Below are 15,267 nucleotides of genomic sequence, written 5' to 3' on the forward strand. Positions count from 1 at the left end.
CCATGAAACTCGTCGCCGCCTTCGCCGTTGCCGCACTGAGCCTGCCGTTCGGCACGCAAGCCTTCGCCCAGTCCAACCAGGCGCCCGTCACGCGCGCCGAAGTCCGCCAACAGCTGATCGATGCGGAAGCCGACGGCCTGCTGCCGTCGAACCGGAACGACTACCCGCCGTCATCGGCCGAGATTGCGCACAACCGGGCGCTTCATGCGGCTCGCCTGCATGACGGGTGGCCGAGCGCAACGACGACGGCCGAAAATTGACTTCAACCGCGAGTTGCTCACCGAAGCAGGCGCGGAAAAGCTGCCGAAGTCGGGCGTTGTCGATATCCGTAAAAGTGCCGACAACGCCCGCATTCAACGTGATGCATTTGCCGGAAACCTGCCACGGTTACGCGAGCGTGCTGGGATCACACGGCGCTGGGTCCATCAGCGGTGACGATCGAAAGGCCACCGCGAAGAAGGGATTCGGCTATTCGTCGTGGCTGACGATGACCAGAATTTCCGCCTGCGTAGTGCCGAGGCTGCGCGTGCGGTGCGGGATGAGTGCGTTGAAATAGACCGAATCGCCGGTCCTGAGTTGTACCGTCTCGTTTGGGAATTCGATTTCGACGCGGCCCTGGTGCACGAACAGGAATTCCTCGCCTTCATGCTCGCGGAACGTCGGCGCGACGCCGGCTGGACAGTTCATTCAAATGTATCGCCATGTATCTGCATAACCGTTACATACAGAAATACACGAATCGGCAGGCAGTCGACAAATCCCGGATACACGAGCCGAGCACAGTACTCCCACGCGAGCGCAAGACGCGACGCGGTTCGCGACTGTCACCCGTAAATCAAATTCCTGGGAGAGCCTCCATGTTTGCAGCAACCCGTCTGACCGCGCCTTTCCGAGACAACGCCCGCAAGGGATTAACGACGGCGATCGGATTGGTCCTGCTCGTCTCCGCAAGCTATCTGCGCCCCGCATATGCGGCGGACAACACGTCGATTCCCGCTGCAACGACGAGTAGCGACGACAGCATTCGGCCATTTCGCGTTCAGGTTCCGCAAGCGCAACTCGACGACCTGCGCAGGCGCATCGCGCAGACACGGTGGCCGGACAAGGAAACGGTCAAGGACGATTCGCAGGGTATCCAGCTGGCGAAAGTGCAGGAACTCGTACGCTACTGGGGCACCGATTACGATTGGCGCAAAGCCGAGGCTCAACTCAACGCGCTGCCGGAGTTCGTCACCCATATCGACGGCGTCGACATCCAGTTCATCCATGTCCGTTCGCGCTACCCGAATGCATTGCCTGTCATCCTGACTCACGGGTGGCCGGGTTCGACCTTCGAGTTCATCAAGGCGATCGGCCCGCTGACCGATCCCGTGGCTTATGGTGGACGCCCGGAGGACGCGTTCGACGTCGTGATTCCGTCGATCCCGGGCTATGGCTTTTCCGGCAAACCGACGGAGCTGGGCTGGGGCCCCGACCGCACCGCACGCGCGTGGGACGTGTTGATGAAACGCCTCGGATACACGCACTACGTGTCGCAAGGCGGCGACCATGGCTCCGTCATTTCCGATGCGCTCGCCCGCCAGGCGCCCCCTGGCCTGCTCGCGATTCACCTCAACATGCCCGCCACCGTTCCCGGCAATCTCGTGACGGCCATCAACAGCGGCGCCCCTGCTCCTGCCGGATTGGCCGGGCCCGAGCGCGATGCATTCGATTCGCTCAGCACATTCTTTGGCAGAAACGCGGCATACGGCGCAATCATGGTCACGCGCCCGCAGACGATCGGATACTCGCTCGCGGATTCGCCTTCCGGCCTCGCAGCGTGGATGTATGAGAAGTTTGCGCAATGGAGCGACAGCGGCGGTGTGCCCGAGCGTGTCCTGACCAAGGACGAGATGCTGAACGACATCACGCTGTATTGGTTGACCAACACAGGCGCATCGTCGTCGAGGTTCTACTGGGAAAACAACAACAACAATTTCAGCTCCGTCGCGCAGAAAACGCGCGACATCAAGGTACCGGTAGCGATCAGCGTGTTTCCGCACGAGATCTATCGTGCACCAAAGACCTGGAGCGAGCAGGCGTATCCGTCGCTGTACTACTATCACGCGGTTTCCAAAGGCGGCCACTTCGCGGCGTGGGAACAGCCCCAACTCTTTGCAGAAGAATTGCGCGCGGCATTCAAGCCGGTGCGTCAATCGACGGTTAAAGCCGAGTAGCAAGGACAGGTTACGCGCGCTCCTTTCATCAATCACTTCGTAAAGCGGTCGGCCCGCCTACCCTGCGTGCCGACCCGCGCAGACCTCGGGATCGGTTCGTGCCGGCATCCGTAATCGATGCCGGCCGTGCTCACGGAAGCGCAAGCAGGTCATCCGGCGCCGCGATGCGCGGGATGGCCGGGACCTATCGCTCGGCCGGCGGCACCAGGATGCTGCGCGGAATCGACATGATCAGCACGCAGCTGACCAGCAGGCACGCGCCGAGTGCATAAGTCCCGTTGTTGATGTCCCCGGTCATCTCCTTGGCGATGCCGGTGATCATCGAGCCGGTGAAGCCGGACAGGTTGCCCACCGCATTGATCAGCGCAATGCCGGCAGCAGCAGCGGTGCCGGACAGGATCTGGCCGGGGAATGTCCAGTAGATCGGCATCAGGGCCAGGATGCCGCAGGTGGCGATGGTCAGGAATACGATCGAAAGCGCCACGTTATGCGCGAATGCGGCGCTCATGATCAGGCCGATGCCGCCGATCAGCGCGGGAATCGCCGCATGCCAGCGGCGTTCGCCCGTCTTGCGCGAGTGCGATGCATTCCAGACCATCGCAAAAATGGCCGTCAGATACGGAATCGCCGTCAGCAAGCCGATATGCAGCATGCTGTGCACACCCGATGCGCGGACGATCGACGGCAGCCAGAACGCCAGCCCGTAGAAGCCGGTATTGAAGGTCAGCAGAACGAACGTGAGCAGCCACACGCGCGGGCTGCGCAGCGCGGCGCCGACGCTGTGCGACTTGTGCACGGCCTCGCGTTCGAGATTGCGCGACAGCATCGCCTTCTCTTCGGCGGACAACCATTTCGCGGACTGCGGACCGTCGCCGAGGCAGGCCAGCACGATGAACGCCACCACGATCGACGGCAGACCTTCGAGCAACAGCATCCATTGCCAGCCGCTCATGCCCGACAAGCCATGCGTCTGCTCCATCAGCCAGCCGGACACCACGCTGCCGAGCGTCAGGCTCAGCGGGATCGCCACCAGGAAACCCGACATGGCCACGCTCTGGCGGCGCGCCGGAAACCAGTAGTTCATGTACAGGATGACACCGGGGAAGAAGCCGGCTTCACACAGGCCGAGCAGAAAGCGCAGCGTGTAGAACATCGTGGACGTCTGCACGTGGAAGAACTGCGCGAGGGGCACGATAAACGCCATCGACGACGACACGATGCCCCATGTGATCATGATCCGTGCGATCCAGAAGCGCGCGCCGTATCGGTGCAGCAGCAGATTGCTGGGCATCTCGAACAGGAAATAGCCCCAGAAGAAAATGCTGGCACCGAGTGCGTAGACGCCGTCGCTCAGCCTCAGGTCGTCGAGCATCTGCAGCTTCGCGAAACCGACGTTCACACGATCGAGGTACGCCACCACATAGCACAGCAGCAGCAACGGGAGAATGCGCCGCATCACCCTGCGATAGACGGCGTCTTCGGACAAGTCGGCCGCGGCCGGCGCGGCAGCGGTCTGCGTGATGGATGGCATCCGTTCGTCTCCTGATTGTGTATGTCTTCTGCGTATCGACGGATCGGCGGATCGCAGATCGGCCGGCGCGATGATGTTACCGATAACATTCTCGAGCAAGAAAATCCGTCGATGGACGACGGAAGCCAGCGGTACGCTGATACCGGTAACAAACACGAACGTAGCACGCCGGAACAGGCGGATTCAAGGGCTGACCGACACGGGCTTTCCCTAGTACGGGCGTTATGTCGACGGGTGCGGCGGGTGGCCTGCACGGCAGGCCGGCACCGGTATCATATAGCCTTTACAGGCTTCTCCCGACCGCGATTCCGATGCCCAGTCCTACCGCCGTCCGGCCCGCCGGGCCGCCACGCATGTCCGACGTAGCGCGCCTGGCCGGCGTGTCGAAAATGACCGTGTCGCGCGTGCTTGCCGGCCATAGCGTGGCCGCCGACACGCGCGAGCGCGTCTGCCGGGCCATCGACCAGCTCGGGTACGTGGCCGACGCCGCGGCGGGTGCGCTGTCGTCCGGGCGCTCGGAGTTCGTCGCGGTGCTGGTGCCGTCGCTGTCGAGCTCCAATTTCTCCGACACCGTGCGCGGCCTGACCGATGCGCTCGAACCGCATGGCCTGCAGTTGCTGCTCGGCGATACCGACTACGACCTCGCGCGTGAAGAACGACTGGTACGCTCCATGCTGCGTCACCAGCCCCGGTGCATCGCGCTGACCGGCGCGCAACACACCGATGCCACGCGCAAGCTGCTGGAGCGTTCCGCCATTCCCGTCGTGGAAATGTGGGACCTGCCCACGCGTCCGATCGACACCGCCGTGGGCTTCTCCAACGTGCGCGCCGCGCGGGCGATGGTGCGGCATCTGGCCGAGCGCGGATACCGCCGCATCGGCTTTCTCGGCGGCGCCAGCGAACTGGACCGCCGCGGCCTGGACCGGCTCAAGGGTTATCAGGCGGAGATCAACGCGCTGGGGCTGGGCGAGCCGCGTATCGTGCGGCTCGGTGAATCGCCGATCACGATGAGCCACGGCGAACCCGCCATGGCAGCGCTGCTCGACAAGTGGCCGGACACCGATGCAGTCATGTGCGTGAGCGACATGTCGGCGTTCGGCGCGATCATGGCGTGTCACCGGCGCGGGCTCTCGGTGCCCGCGGACATCGCCGTAGCCGGCTTCGGGAACTTCGAAGTGGCGACATGCTGCCACCCGACCATCACCACGGTGTCGGTCGACGCCTACGGCATCGGCCTGCACACCGGCGAGGCGTTGCTGGCGGCACTGCAGGCCCGTGACGGCGGCGAGCCGATCGAATCGCGACGCATCCGCATCGACTACACGATCGTCGCCCGCGAAAGCGCCTGACACACGTCGACGACGAAGCCCGCCGTCGCCCGCGAAATCGGGCGACGCGCGGTGCGCAGCATGCGCGACTTCGTCGAAACGCATCGCGCCGCGCCACGCACCGCCGATGACCCTCCCCTTTCGCAACGCAAAACCGCCGTGCTAACATGCCCCACGATGTTACCGGTAACTATCCGGCACGCATGAACGGAATGCGGCCCCATTCGAAATTCGGAGACACCCCGCCATGTCACACACCCCTCGCCGTCTGCGCAGCCAGGCGTGGTTCGACGACCCCGCGCACGCAGACATGACCGCGCTTTATGTCGAGCGCTTCATGAACTACGGACTGACACGCGAGGAGTTGCAGTCGGGTCGGCCCATCATCGGCATTGCGCAAACGGGCAGCGATCTGGCGCCGTGCAACCGCCACCATATCGAGCTGGCCGAGCGCACCCGGGCCGGTATCCGCGACGCGGGCGGCATTCCGATGGAATTCCCCGTGCATCCGCTGGCCGAGCAGAGCCGCCGGCCCACCGCCGCGCTCGACCGCAATCTGGCCTACCTGGGGCTGGTGGAAGTGCTGCACGGCTTTCCGCTGGACGGCATCGTGCTGACCACCGGTTGCGACAAAACCACGCCGGCCTGCCTGATGGCGGCCGCCACCGTCGACCTGCCCGCGATCGTGCTGTCGGGCGGCCCGATGCTCGACGGCTGGCACGAAGGCAAGCGCGTCGGCTCGGGGACGGTGATCTGGCATGCGCGCAACCTGCTCGCGGCCGGCGAAATCGACTACGAAGGCTTCATGCAGCTGACCACGGCTTCATCGCCGTCGATCGGCCATTGCAACACCATGGGCACCGCGCTGTCGATGAACAGCCTCGCCGAGGCGTTGGGCATGTCGTTGCCGGGGTGTGCGAGCATTCCCGCGGCGTACCGCGAGCGCGGCCAGATGGCTTACGCGACCGGCAAGCGCGCGGTCGACCTGGTTCGCGAGGATGTGCGCCCGTCGAAGATCATGACGCGCGCGGCGTTCGAGAATGCGATCGTCGTTGCCTCCGCGCTGGGCGCATCGACCAACTGCCCGCCGCACCTGATCGCCATCGCGCGCCACATGGGCGTCGAGCTGAGCCTGGACGACTGGCAGCGCTTCGGTGAAGCCGTGCCGCTGCTCGTGAACTGCATGCCGGCCGGCGAATATCTCGGCGAAAGCTTCCATCGCGCCGGCGGCGTGCCCGCCGTGCTGCGCCAGCTCGACGCGGCCGGCCTGCTGCGGCGCGACTGCCTGACCGTGTCCGGCCGCGCGATCGGCGAAATCGCCGACGCCGCGCAGGACGCCGACCGCGACGTGATCCGCACGCCCGACGCGCCGCTCAAGCACGGCGCCGGCTTCATGGTGCTGTCGGGCAACTTCTTCGACAGCGCGATCATGAAGATGTCGGTGGTGGGCGACGCGTTCCGCCGGACCTACCTTTCCGAGCCCGGCGCGGAGAATACGTTCGAGGCGCGCGCGATCGTGTTCGACGGCCCCGAGGATTACCACGCCCGCATCAACGATCCGGCGCTGAACATCGACGAGCACTGCATCCTCGTCATCCGCGGCTGCGGCACGGTCGGCTACCCCGGCAGCGCCGAAGTCGTGAACATGGCGCCGCCCGCCGAGCTGGTGAAGCGCGGCGTGACGTCGTTGCCCTGCCTCGGCGACGGGCGCCAGAGCGGCACGTCGGCGAGCCCGTCGATTCTCAACGTGTCGCCGGAGGCGGCGGTCGGCGGCGGGCTCGCGCTGCTGCGCACGAACGATCGCGTGCGCGTGGACCTGAATCGCCGCAGCGTCGACGTCCTCATCGACGAGGACGAACTCGCGCGCCGCCGCGAGACCGCAAGTGTCAGCGTCCCGCAGGCGCAAACGCCGTGGCAGGAACTCTATCGCCGCTTCGTCGGCCAGCTGTCCACCGGCGGGTGCCTCGAACCGGCCACGCTGTACCTGAAGGTCATCGAGCAGCGCGGCAATCCGCGCCACTCGCACTGATCCAATCGCCCACGACTCCTGCGGAGCTGACCATGCGTACTCCTTCCGTTTCCGATTGCCTGCCGCACGACCTCGCCCACGCGCTGCTGGTCGGCCGCGTCTGGCGGCACGACGGTGCCTGCCCGGGCCCGAGTGTCGTCGCCGTGCGCGACGGCGAAGTGTTCGACATCACACGCACCGTGTCGACCACGGCCGACCTGTTCGACCGTCCCGATGCAGTCGGCGTCGCACGCACGGCTGCCGGCGAATCGCTCGGCCGCGTCGAACCGTTGATGCAGGCCGCGCTGGACGGCACGCCCGGCGCCACGCACCTGCTTGCGCCGTGCGACGTGCAGGCCGTCAAGGCGTGCGGCGTCACCTTTGCGGTCAGCCTGATCGAGCGTGTGATCGAGGAGCAGGCCGGCGGCGATCCGGCCAAGGCACGGGAGGTACGCGACACGATCGCCACGACCATCGGCACCGATCTGTCGAAGATCGTGCCCGGCTCGGACGCCGCGCTACGCCTGAAGGCGGAACTCGAGCGACGCGGCGCGTGGTCGCAATACATGGAAGTCGGCATCGGCCCCGATGCCGAGGTGTTCTCCAAGGCGCAGCCGATGTCCGCGGTGGGCTTCGGGGCGGATGTCGGGCTGCTGCCCGTGTCGGTGTGGAACAACCCGGAGCCGGAGATCGTGCTGGCGGTCGCCAGCGACGGCAGGCCCGTGGGCGCGACGCTCGGCAACGACGTGAATCTGCGCGACATCGAAGGCCGCTCGGCGCTGCTGCTCGGCAAATGCAAGGACAACAACGGTTCGTGCGCGATCGGCCCGTTCGTGCGGCTGTTCGACGACGGCTTCACGCTCGACAGCGTCCGGCAGGCCAGCGTGTCGCTTCGGGTCGAAGGCGCGGACGACGGCTTCGTCCTCGACGGCATCAGTCACATGCGCGAGATCAGCCGCGACCCGGCCGACCTCGTCGCGCAGACCTGCGGCGCGCATCATCAGTACCCCGACGGCTTCATGCTGTTCCTCGGCACGATGTTCTCGCCGATCCAGGACCGCGATGCGCCCGGCAGCGGATTCACGCATCACCTCGGCGATCGCGTCATCATTTCCACGCCAGAGCTCGGCGCGCTCGTCAACACCGTGCGGCTGTGCACCGAAATCGCGCCTTGGACCTTCGGCGTGCGCGCGCTGTATGCCAACCTCGCCGCTCGCGGTATCGGGCCGAACGCCGGGTGATCGCCGCGTTGCCGTCATCGCGATGACGGCAATCGCGGCGGCTCGAAGCGCCACCCGCCTGCCGCGGCAAATCAGCCGCCCCGATAAAGCTCGCTGAGGGCGGCGAGTTGGCCGTCCTTTTGCGCACGCACGAGTTCCGCTCGCACTTCGGCACGCGTCTTTCCCTTCGGCGTGTTGTTGACCGGCGCCCACTCGCGCGCTGACTGTGCCATTCCGCCATTCGTGTTCGCGGCGACTGCCGTGCTGGCAAAAGCGGAAGCCGTTGTTGCCACTGCGGTGAATGCCATCAAGACCATGGCGATGCTCTTTACTTTCATGTCGTACTCCTGGAGATGTTCAACGGGAGCGAACCTGGCCGGCCGTCGGCAGCCGCTGACTGCCGTGTCGACTCGTTCGGGCTCGCTGCACTGCTATTTGAACGAGCAGACGTATCGCGCATGTGTCTCGCCGCCCCACGATTGCAACGTCGTGTATCCGTACCGCGCCCAGCCACATTGAGATACAAATCTGCGCGCGCTCGCCCGGCAACCGAGTGGAAATGTCGCGCGTTATTCCGACACAATGGTGCAGCGACGGCGCGTTAATCGTTACGGGCCATCGCAGCAATCAAAGGAGAAATCGCCGATGTCTACTTATGCAATCGGGGCGCTGCTAGTCGGTGCCGCGCTCTTTGGCAGCGCCCATGCCGAAACCGTCAAGCCGGTCATGATGTCGAACACGGACCTTGCCGGCGCATTACTTGCGCGCGCAAATGCATCGGGAAAAAGCGAAGGCAATGACAGCGGCACGGACGTGACGACGTTCACGTCGACCGATACGGCTTTCCAGACCGGTATCTATCGATCAGGGCCGTCGCATGAAGAGATCAAGGGGCCGGGTGGCCTGCCGTACAACGAGTTTCTCTATTTTCTGTCGGGCAGTGTGAAGCTGACGTCAGCGGACGGCTCGGTCATGACCGTGAAGGCCGGCGAAGCCGTAACGCTGCCGAAGGGATGGACCGGGCATTTCGATACGTCCGGCTATACGAAGCTATATGCGGTGTACAGTCCACACGACGGGAACGAAGCCGCATGTGCGGTTAATCGCTGAACGCACGACAACATCCCGTCGGAAAATGCGACGTTGGAACCAGACCGGATCGTTACGCTGCTGGATCCGGCGCGCGCCGCTGATCGCCTGCCGAACGACGTCCCCCATGCTCGGCGCACTCGTCAGCGATCCTGCTTCCCGACACCTCCCGCGATCCGGAAACCGCAGGCATGCCAGTGAGACTGTCGCCCCGCGTCACATGATCGCGCCGCGCTGCCACGGCACGAACTCGCGCTCGCCGATGCCGTTGTCCTCGCTTCGGGATGTTCGTCCGGACGCGACGTCGAGCATCAGCCGAAACAGCAGCGCGCCCGCTTCGTCGACGGTGAGCGAACCGGCGAGGATGCCGCCGCTGTCGAAGTCCATGTCGGATCGCATCCGCTCGAACAGGCCGGTCGTCGTCGCGATCTTGATCGTCGGCACCGGCTTCGAGCCGAACACCGAGCCGCGTCCGGTGGTGAAGCATACGAGGTTCGCGCCGCCGGCAATTTGTCCGGTGGCCGACACCGGGTCGTAACCGGGCGTATCCATGAACACGAGGCCCGACTGCCGCACCGGTTCGGCATAATCGTAGACCGCGCGAAGCGCCGATCGTCCGCCCTTCGACACCGCGCCGAGCGACTTCTCGAGAATCGTCGTGATACCGCCCGCGATATTGCCGGGCGACGGGTTGTTGTTCATTTCACCGCCGTTGTCGGCGACGTAGCGCTCCCACCATTGCAGCCTGGCGAGCAGCCGCCCGGCCACGTCTCGCGACGCCGCGCGCGCGACCAGCAGATGCTCCGCACCGTAGATCTCGGGCGTCTCGGACAGGATCGCCGTGCCGCCGTTGCGCACCAGCAGATCGACGGCCGCCCCCAGCGCGGGATTCGCCGTGATCCCCGAGTAGCCGTCGGAGCCGCCGCATTGCAGGCCGACCGTCAGCCGCGACGCCGGCACGGTGCTGCGCCGCGCGCCTTCGGCCACCTCCAGCAGCTCGCGGACAATCGACACGCCGCGCGCGACGGATTCGCGCACGCCGCTCTCGTCCTGAATGACCAGCGTGCGAACGGTGCCCGCCGCGGATGCGTCCAACTGCGCCGCGAGCGCGCGCACCTGATTGACTTCGCACCCGAGGCCGACGAACAGCACACCGGCGAAATTCGGGTTGCGCGCGTACCCGACGAGCGTGCGCCGCAGCAGCTCGATCCCGTCCCCCGTGGCCGACATCCCGCATCCGCTCTGATGGGTGATCGCGACGACCCCGTCGACATGGCCGAACGCATCGAGTGCGCCATGCCGGTACGCGTCGGCGATGGCATGGCACACGCTCGCCGAACAGTTGACGCTCGCGATCACGCCAATGTAGTTGCGCGTTCCCACGCTGCCGTCGGGCCGCACGAATCCGTCGAAGGTATCGAACCGATCCGGCGGTGCGTCGTGCACCGAACCGGCAGGTCCGTCGTCGAGCGCATGCCGCTCGGGCATCCCGACGTTGTGCACGTGCACGTGCTCGCCGGCGCCGATGTCGCGCAGCGCGATGCCGATCGACTGCCCGCATTTGACGATCGACGTGCCGCGCGCAATCGCGGCCGTGGCGATCTTGTGGCCGGCCGGCACCGCCGCCGCGACGCGCAGCGGCGTGCCGTTCACGTCGATCGAGCCGCCCGGTTCGAGCGCGTCGAGCGCGACCGCGACGTTGTCGTCGCGGTGAAGGATGACGACTGTCGGTTGATTCACGATGCGATTCTCCCCGTCGTTGCATCGGCCGCGCTGCCATGGCGGGCAACGATTTGCCGCAAGCGCGGTTGCTCGGCCGGCACCGCCAGCGAATCCGCGAGCGCGAGCAGCGGCTCGATCCGCCGTGCGATCTTCTCGCGATGATTGTTTGCGATGTCGGCGAGGCGATGCGCCAGATATGGATTCAGAAAGCGCTCGCGCACGCTGTCGACATAGCGCTCGGCCGTTTCGCGCAAGCCGAGCGCCGCGAAGACCGGTCCGACCTCATCGCGCCACACCGCTTCGAGACCGTCGCGCAGCCGCGTGTCGTTCATCGCGTCCCGCACCGTTTCCGAATCGCGCCGCCCTGCCGACAGCCACTGTTCAGCGAGCCAGCTGTGCCCGAGGTTGAGAAAAAACAGCTTCAGCCGCTCGTGACTGTGTAAATCGTCGGTCACGACGATCTGCGCATGGCGGCAAGGCAGCGCGATGCCGGCGCGGCGTTCGATCGCCCATAGCGCGTAGGGCTCCGCAACCGCGCCGACCGGATCGATCGGCTCGGAAACGATGCGATCGACGAGCGAGTTGACCCAGATGCAGCGCTCGCGCAGATAGCCGGCGAACGCGTCGGGCACCCGCCACCGTTGCGCCAGGTCCAGCACGATGTCGCGCAGCGTGTCGCCGTTGTTCGCGACCAGCTCGCACGGCAGGATGGACACGCCATCGTCGGGCCGCGCCTGCCAGCGCGCGTACAGCAGCACGAGCAGCTTCGCCGGAAAGCCGTGCGGTGCCCGCGCCGTTTCGACGAGCAGGTCCGTGGCGTCGCGCGGATCCGCACGATAGCCCGCGTCGCCGGTGTTCGACACGATCACGCGCACCGTCTCGATCACGGCGCGGCGAATCTCGGCCCAGTCGGTTCCGGCATCCCACGCGCGCTGCACGGCCCGGCATTCGACGACTTCGTCGACGACGACACCGCGGTCGCGCCCCCGGATACGCACCGGATAGCGGCCGTTTGCCCGGAGCGCGTCGATTCGGGCGCGACTGGCCGGATTGCCGGTGGTCTGGACGATCCCGATGCCGCCCATCGCACTGCCCTCGTCCAGTGCCTGCGACACGAAGAGGTCGACGTGCGCGAGCAGGAAGCGGCTCGTGCCGAACTGGAGGATCGGTGGCGTCATGGCGTGCGCTCCGCGCGTCGACTGGCGTCGATCAGCATTCGACGAGCGCCTTCACGACGGTCTGTCCCGCGTCCAGCAGACGCGGAAATGCATCGGGCACATCCTCGAGCCGCATCCTGTGCGTGTTCAGCGCGCGGTCCGGAATGCGCGCCGCGCGCATCGCGTCGAGCACCGTCTCGAAATCTTCGGCCGTGGCATTGCGGCTCGCGAGCAACGTCGTCTCGCGCTTGTGGAATTCGGGATCCGAAAAGGCGACGTGCCCGCGCACGATCGAGATCAACGTGTATTTGCCGCCGTGCGCGACGAACTCGAAGCCGCGATTCATCGCATCGAGATTGCCCGTCGCATCGAACACCGCATCGAAATACTCGCCGTTCGTCAACTCCGCGAGACGCGCCGCATCGTCCGCTCCCGCCTGCACCGTCGCATCGACGGTCAGATGCTGCCGGCAGAACGCCAGGCGATCGGCCCGCGTGTCGAGGCACGTGACGTCGGCGCCGCGCAACCTCGCGAAGATCATCGCGGCCATGCCGATCGGCCCGGCGCCGACTATCAGCGCGCGCTGCCCGGCGCGGACGTCCGCGCGCCGCACCGCGTGCGCGCCGATCGCGAGGAATTCCAGCATCGCCGCCTGGTCGAGCGAAATGCCGTCGGCCTTGTGGACGAACTGCGCAGGCACGCTCAGGTATTCGGCGAGCGCGCCGTCGCGATGCACGCCGAGCACCTTGATGTTCACGCAGCAGTTCGTGTTGCCGTGACGACATGCGATGCAGTGTCCGCACGACAGATACGGCATCACATACACGGTGTCGCCCGCGCCGAGCCCCGACTCCGGCTCGGCTTCGACGACGACCGCGGAAAGCTCGTGACCCATCACGCGCGGATATTCGAGGTACGGCTGGTTGCCGGTGAAGATGTGCAGGTCGGTGCCGCAAATGCCGACGCGTTGCACGCGCAACAGCACTTCGCCGCTGCCGCGTGCGGGCAGTTCGCGCTGCTCCGCACGCAGCACGCCAGGGGATTCGCAAATCACGCTGAGCATGTCGGGTTCCTTTGGTTCTGGTTCATTCGTCGTGGCGTGCGGTATCGATCCGGTAGAAGTGACGCGCATTGCCGCCGAAGACGCCGGCCAGCGCCGCCGCGCCAAGCCACTGCGCGCAATCCTCCTCGCACGCGGCCAGCCATTCGCCGTAGCCGCCGCATGCCGATGCCAGCCGCAGCACCGGCCAGTCGCTGCCCCACATCAAGCGGGTCGGCCCGAACAGCTCGGCCAGCGCTTGCACGTACGGCCGTGTGCGCGCGCGCACCGTGTCCGGGCCGGCCGACGGCCCGGCCTCCGTCCAGAGGCCGGACAGCTTGCAATGAAGATTCGGCAGGCTCGCGAGCCTGCTCATCGACGACAGCCACGGCTGAAGTTCACCGCGCTCGATAGACGGCTTCGCACCGTGGTCGATCACGATCGGCAGACGTGGATGGCGTCGCGCGAACGCATGCAGCGCATCGAGATGGCGCGGCATCACCAGCGCGTCGAAGCCCAGTGCATGCTCGAGCATCGCCGCGACTGCGCGATCCAGCCGCGGATCGTCGATCCACGCGTCGTCGGGCAGATCCTGCAGCATCGGTCGCAAGCCGCGCGCCTTCGGCGCGGACGCGAATGCCGCGATCCGCGCGGCCGCGTCGTCAGCCTTCATGTCGACCCAGCCGACCACGGCGCCGACTGTTGGCGTTGCCGCCGCGACATCGAGCAGAAAGCGCGTATCGGCCTCGCTCGGCAGCGATTGCACGAGTACGGTGGCATCGATGCGCGCCGCATCGAGCAGCGGCGCCAGGTCGGCGGGGCCGAAATCCCGGTGAATCGCGTCGAGCTCGGCCGGCGGCCAGCCGCCGGCCCGCGCGTCGATTCGCCAGTAGTGCTGATGGGCGTCGATGCGTGCGGTCATGCATGTTCTCCCGGAACCGGCGCGCGCGCGTCGATCAGACCTTCGTCGCGCAGCGCGGCCCACAGTCCTGCGGGCAACGGGCGCTCGAACCATTCGATGTTCTGCTTCAGCTGGGCCACGCTGCGCGCGCCGATCACGCACGACACGACGGCCGGATGGCCGAACGGAAACTGCAATGCAGCGGCCGGAAGCGGCACGTCGAAGCGGTCGCACAGCGCGCCGAGCCGCGCCGCCTTGTCGATCACGTCGGCACTCGCGTCCGCATAGTTGAACTTGCCGTTGCCGGCGAGCAGGCCTGAGTTGAACACGCCGCCGATCACGATGCCCGTCCCTTCACGGACGCACGCATCGAGCAGCGGCTCGAGCGCCGTCTGTTCGAGCAGCGTGTAGCGGCCGGCCAGCAACACCGCGTCGAGTGACGCTTCGTTCAGCGCATCGGCGGCGACTTCCCATTCGTTCACGCCGAGACCGAACGCGACGATCTCGCCGCTGGAACGCAACGCATCCAGCGCACGAAACCCGCCGCCACGAGTCAACTGTTCCCAGTAGTGCGCGTGACGGTCGCCGTGCGTCATCGCGCCGATGTCGTGCACATACAGCATGTCGACGCGCGCGAGCCCGAGCCGTTGGATGCTGTCCTCGTGCGAGCGCATGATGCCGTCGTAGCTGTAGTCGTAGACCGGCCTGAACGGCAGCGGCTCGGCCCAGCCGTCGTCGCCCGGCCGCACGCCCGGATCGGCGCGCATTAGCCGCCCGACCTTCGTGCTGAGCGTGAACGTGCCGCGCTCGCGCGCGGCGAGCGCTGCACCCACGCGTCGCTCGGACAACGTGTACCCGTAATACGGCGCGGTGTCGAAATAGCGCAGGCCGGCCGCCCACGCGGCGTCGACGAGCGCGGCCGCGTCGGCGGCAGACATCGGCCGATAAAGGCCGCCGAGCTGCGAGCAGCCGAGCCCGAGCGTCGACACCGTCAACCCGCTGCGCGGCAATGTGCGCGTATTGTTTGCGTTCATGAAGCGTGACCGGATGTGAGAA

Annotated in this window: 13 protein-coding genes and 1 pseudogene; 6 read left to right on the forward strand and 8 right to left on the reverse strand. The window is 66.3% G+C overall.

The annotated features are described in order from the left end of the window. Nucleotides 1-2 precede the first annotated feature (2 nt). Nucleotides 3-260, forward strand: coding sequence for a DUF4148 domain-containing protein (locus HW466_RS13445; protein ID WP_059447398.1), 258 nt, complete (start codon nt 3-5; stop codon nt 258-260). A gap of 208 nt (nt 261-468) precedes the next feature. On the opposite strand, the pseudogene HW466_RS13450 reads toward HW466_RS13445, so the two are convergent. Further along, nucleotides 469-669 (reverse strand): annotated as a pseudogene (locus HW466_RS13450) (cupin domain-containing protein); the annotation flags it as partial. A 188-nt stretch (nt 670-857) separates the two neighbouring features. Here HW466_RS13450 and HW466_RS13455 point away from each other — a divergent pair. Next, nucleotides 858-2,216 (forward strand): epoxide hydrolase family protein, encoded by a 1,359-nt coding sequence (locus HW466_RS13455; RefSeq protein WP_059847186.1) that lies wholly within the window; start codon nt 858-860, stop codon nt 2,214-2,216. A gap of 184 nt (nt 2,217-2,400) precedes the next feature. Here the strand turns inward: HW466_RS13455 and HW466_RS13460 are convergent, their stop codons facing one another. Then, the gene (locus HW466_RS13460) at nt 2,401-3,747 is read right to left on the reverse strand and encodes an MFS transporter (RefSeq protein WP_059774422.1); all 1,347 of its coding nucleotides are present in this window, start codon (nt 3,745-3,747) and stop codon (nt 2,401-2,403) included. A gap of 311 nt (nt 3,748-4,058) precedes the next feature. On the opposite strand from HW466_RS13460, the gene HW466_RS13465 reads away from it, so the two are divergent. From HW466_RS13465 to HW466_RS13475, 3 genes are all read left to right on the forward strand, one after another. After that, on the forward strand, nt 4,059-5,096 hold the full coding sequence (locus HW466_RS13465; protein ID WP_081053799.1) for a LacI family DNA-binding transcriptional regulator: 1,038 nt from the start codon (nt 4,059-4,061) through the stop codon (nt 5,094-5,096). Between the two features lie 226 nt (nt 5,097-5,322). After that, nucleotides 5,323-7,104 (forward strand): IlvD/Edd family dehydratase, encoded by a 1,782-nt coding sequence (locus HW466_RS13470; RefSeq protein WP_174905816.1) that lies wholly within the window; start codon nt 5,323-5,325, stop codon nt 7,102-7,104. 32 nt (nt 7,105-7,136) lie between these two features. After that, nucleotides 7,137-8,324 (forward strand): fumarylacetoacetate hydrolase family protein, encoded by a 1,188-nt coding sequence (locus HW466_RS13475; protein WP_151003569.1) that lies wholly within the window; start codon nt 7,137-7,139, stop codon nt 8,322-8,324. Nucleotides 8,325-8,395: 71 nt separating this feature from the next. On the opposite strand, the gene HW466_RS13480 is transcribed toward HW466_RS13475, so the two are convergent. Then, nucleotides 8,396-8,641, reverse strand: a complete 246-nt coding sequence (locus tag HW466_RS13480) for a DUF4148 domain-containing protein (protein ID WP_151003567.1) — start codon at nt 8,639-8,641, stop codon at nt 8,396-8,398. 307 nt (nt 8,642-8,948) lie between these two features. Between HW466_RS13480 and HW466_RS13485 the strand changes: the two genes are divergently transcribed. Continuing rightward, nucleotides 8,949-9,413, forward strand: a complete 465-nt coding sequence (locus HW466_RS13485; protein ID WP_151003573.1) for a cupin domain-containing protein — start codon at nt 8,949-8,951, stop codon at nt 9,411-9,413. 195 nt (nt 9,414-9,608) lie between these two features. Here HW466_RS13485 and HW466_RS13490 read toward each other — a convergent pair whose 3' ends face one another. Genes HW466_RS13490 through HW466_RS13510 form a run of 5 tightly spaced genes read right to left on the reverse strand, consistent with a single transcriptional unit; the run spans nt 9,609 to nt 15,245 of the window. After that, on the reverse strand, nt 9,609-11,132 hold the full coding sequence (locus HW466_RS13490; protein ID WP_151003565.1) for a UxaA family hydrolase: 1,524 nt from the start codon (nt 11,130-11,132) through the stop codon (nt 9,609-9,611). Continuing rightward, the gene (locus HW466_RS13495) at nt 11,129-12,292 is read right to left on the reverse strand and encodes a mannitol dehydrogenase family protein (protein ID WP_151003563.1); all 1,164 of its coding nucleotides are present in this window, start codon (nt 12,290-12,292) and stop codon (nt 11,129-11,131) included. The genes HW466_RS13490 and HW466_RS13495 overlap by 4 nt, the downstream gene beginning before the upstream one ends. 31 nt (nt 12,293-12,323) lie before the next feature. Then, nucleotides 12,324-13,334 (reverse strand): zinc-binding alcohol dehydrogenase family protein, encoded by a 1,011-nt coding sequence (locus HW466_RS13500; RefSeq protein WP_151003561.1) that lies wholly within the window; start codon nt 13,332-13,334, stop codon nt 12,324-12,326. A 22-nt stretch (nt 13,335-13,356) separates the two neighbouring features. Continuing rightward, nucleotides 13,357-14,232, reverse strand: a complete 876-nt coding sequence (locus HW466_RS13505) for an amidohydrolase family protein (RefSeq protein WP_151003559.1) — start codon at nt 14,230-14,232, stop codon at nt 13,357-13,359. Continuing rightward, nucleotides 14,229-15,245: an aldo/keto reductase gene (locus HW466_RS13510; protein WP_147957587.1), complete on the reverse strand. Its 1,017-nt coding sequence runs from the start codon at nt 15,243-15,245 to the stop codon at nt 14,229-14,231. Before HW466_RS13510 ends, HW466_RS13505 begins: the two co-directional genes overlap by 4 nt. Nucleotides 15,246-15,267 lie beyond the last annotated feature (22 nt).

Source organism: Burkholderia territorii (assembly GCF_902833055.1).
GTDB classification, from domain to species: domain Bacteria; phylum Pseudomonadota; class Gammaproteobacteria; order Burkholderiales; family Burkholderiaceae; genus Burkholderia; species Burkholderia territorii.

What these genes read in the sequence shown, in the direction of transcription:
- HW466_RS13445 (WP_059447398.1), top strand. Translation starts at nt 3, where the DNA reads ATGAAACTCGTCGCCGCCTTCGCCGTTGCCGCACTGAGCCTGCCGTTC.
- HW466_RS13455 (WP_059847186.1), top strand. Translation starts at nt 858, where the DNA reads ATGTTTGCAGCAACCCGTCTGACCGCGCCTTTCCGAGACAACGCCCGC.
- HW466_RS13460 (WP_059774422.1), bottom strand. Translation starts at nt 3,747, where the DNA reads ATGCCATCCATCACGCAGACCGCTGCCGCGCCGGCCGCGGCCGACTTG.
- HW466_RS13465 (WP_081053799.1), top strand. Translation starts at nt 4,059, where the DNA reads ATGCCCAGTCCTACCGCCGTCCGGCCCGCCGGGCCGCCACGCATGTCC.
- HW466_RS13470 (WP_174905816.1), top strand. Translation starts at nt 5,323, where the DNA reads ATGTCACACACCCCTCGCCGTCTGCGCAGCCAGGCGTGGTTCGACGAC.
- HW466_RS13475 (WP_151003569.1), top strand. Translation starts at nt 7,137, where the DNA reads ATGCGTACTCCTTCCGTTTCCGATTGCCTGCCGCACGACCTCGCCCAC.
- HW466_RS13480 (WP_151003567.1), bottom strand. Translation starts at nt 8,641, where the DNA reads ATGAAAGTAAAGAGCATCGCCATGGTCTTGATGGCATTCACCGCAGTG.
- HW466_RS13485 (WP_151003573.1), top strand. Translation starts at nt 8,949, where the DNA reads ATGTCTACTTATGCAATCGGGGCGCTGCTAGTCGGTGCCGCGCTCTTT.
- HW466_RS13495 (WP_151003563.1), bottom strand. Translation starts at nt 12,292, where the DNA reads ATGACGCCACCGATCCTCCAGTTCGGCACGAGCCGCTTCCTGCTCGCG.
- HW466_RS13500 (WP_151003561.1), bottom strand. Translation starts at nt 13,334, where the DNA reads ATGCTCAGCGTGATTTGCGAATCCCCTGGCGTGCTGCGTGCGGAGCAG.
- HW466_RS13505 (WP_151003559.1), bottom strand. Translation starts at nt 14,232, where the DNA reads ATGACCGCACGCATCGACGCCCATCAGCACTACTGGCGAATCGACGCG.
- HW466_RS13510 (WP_147957587.1), bottom strand. Translation starts at nt 15,245, where the DNA reads ATGAACGCAAACAATACGCGCACATTGCCGCGCAGCGGGTTGACGGTG.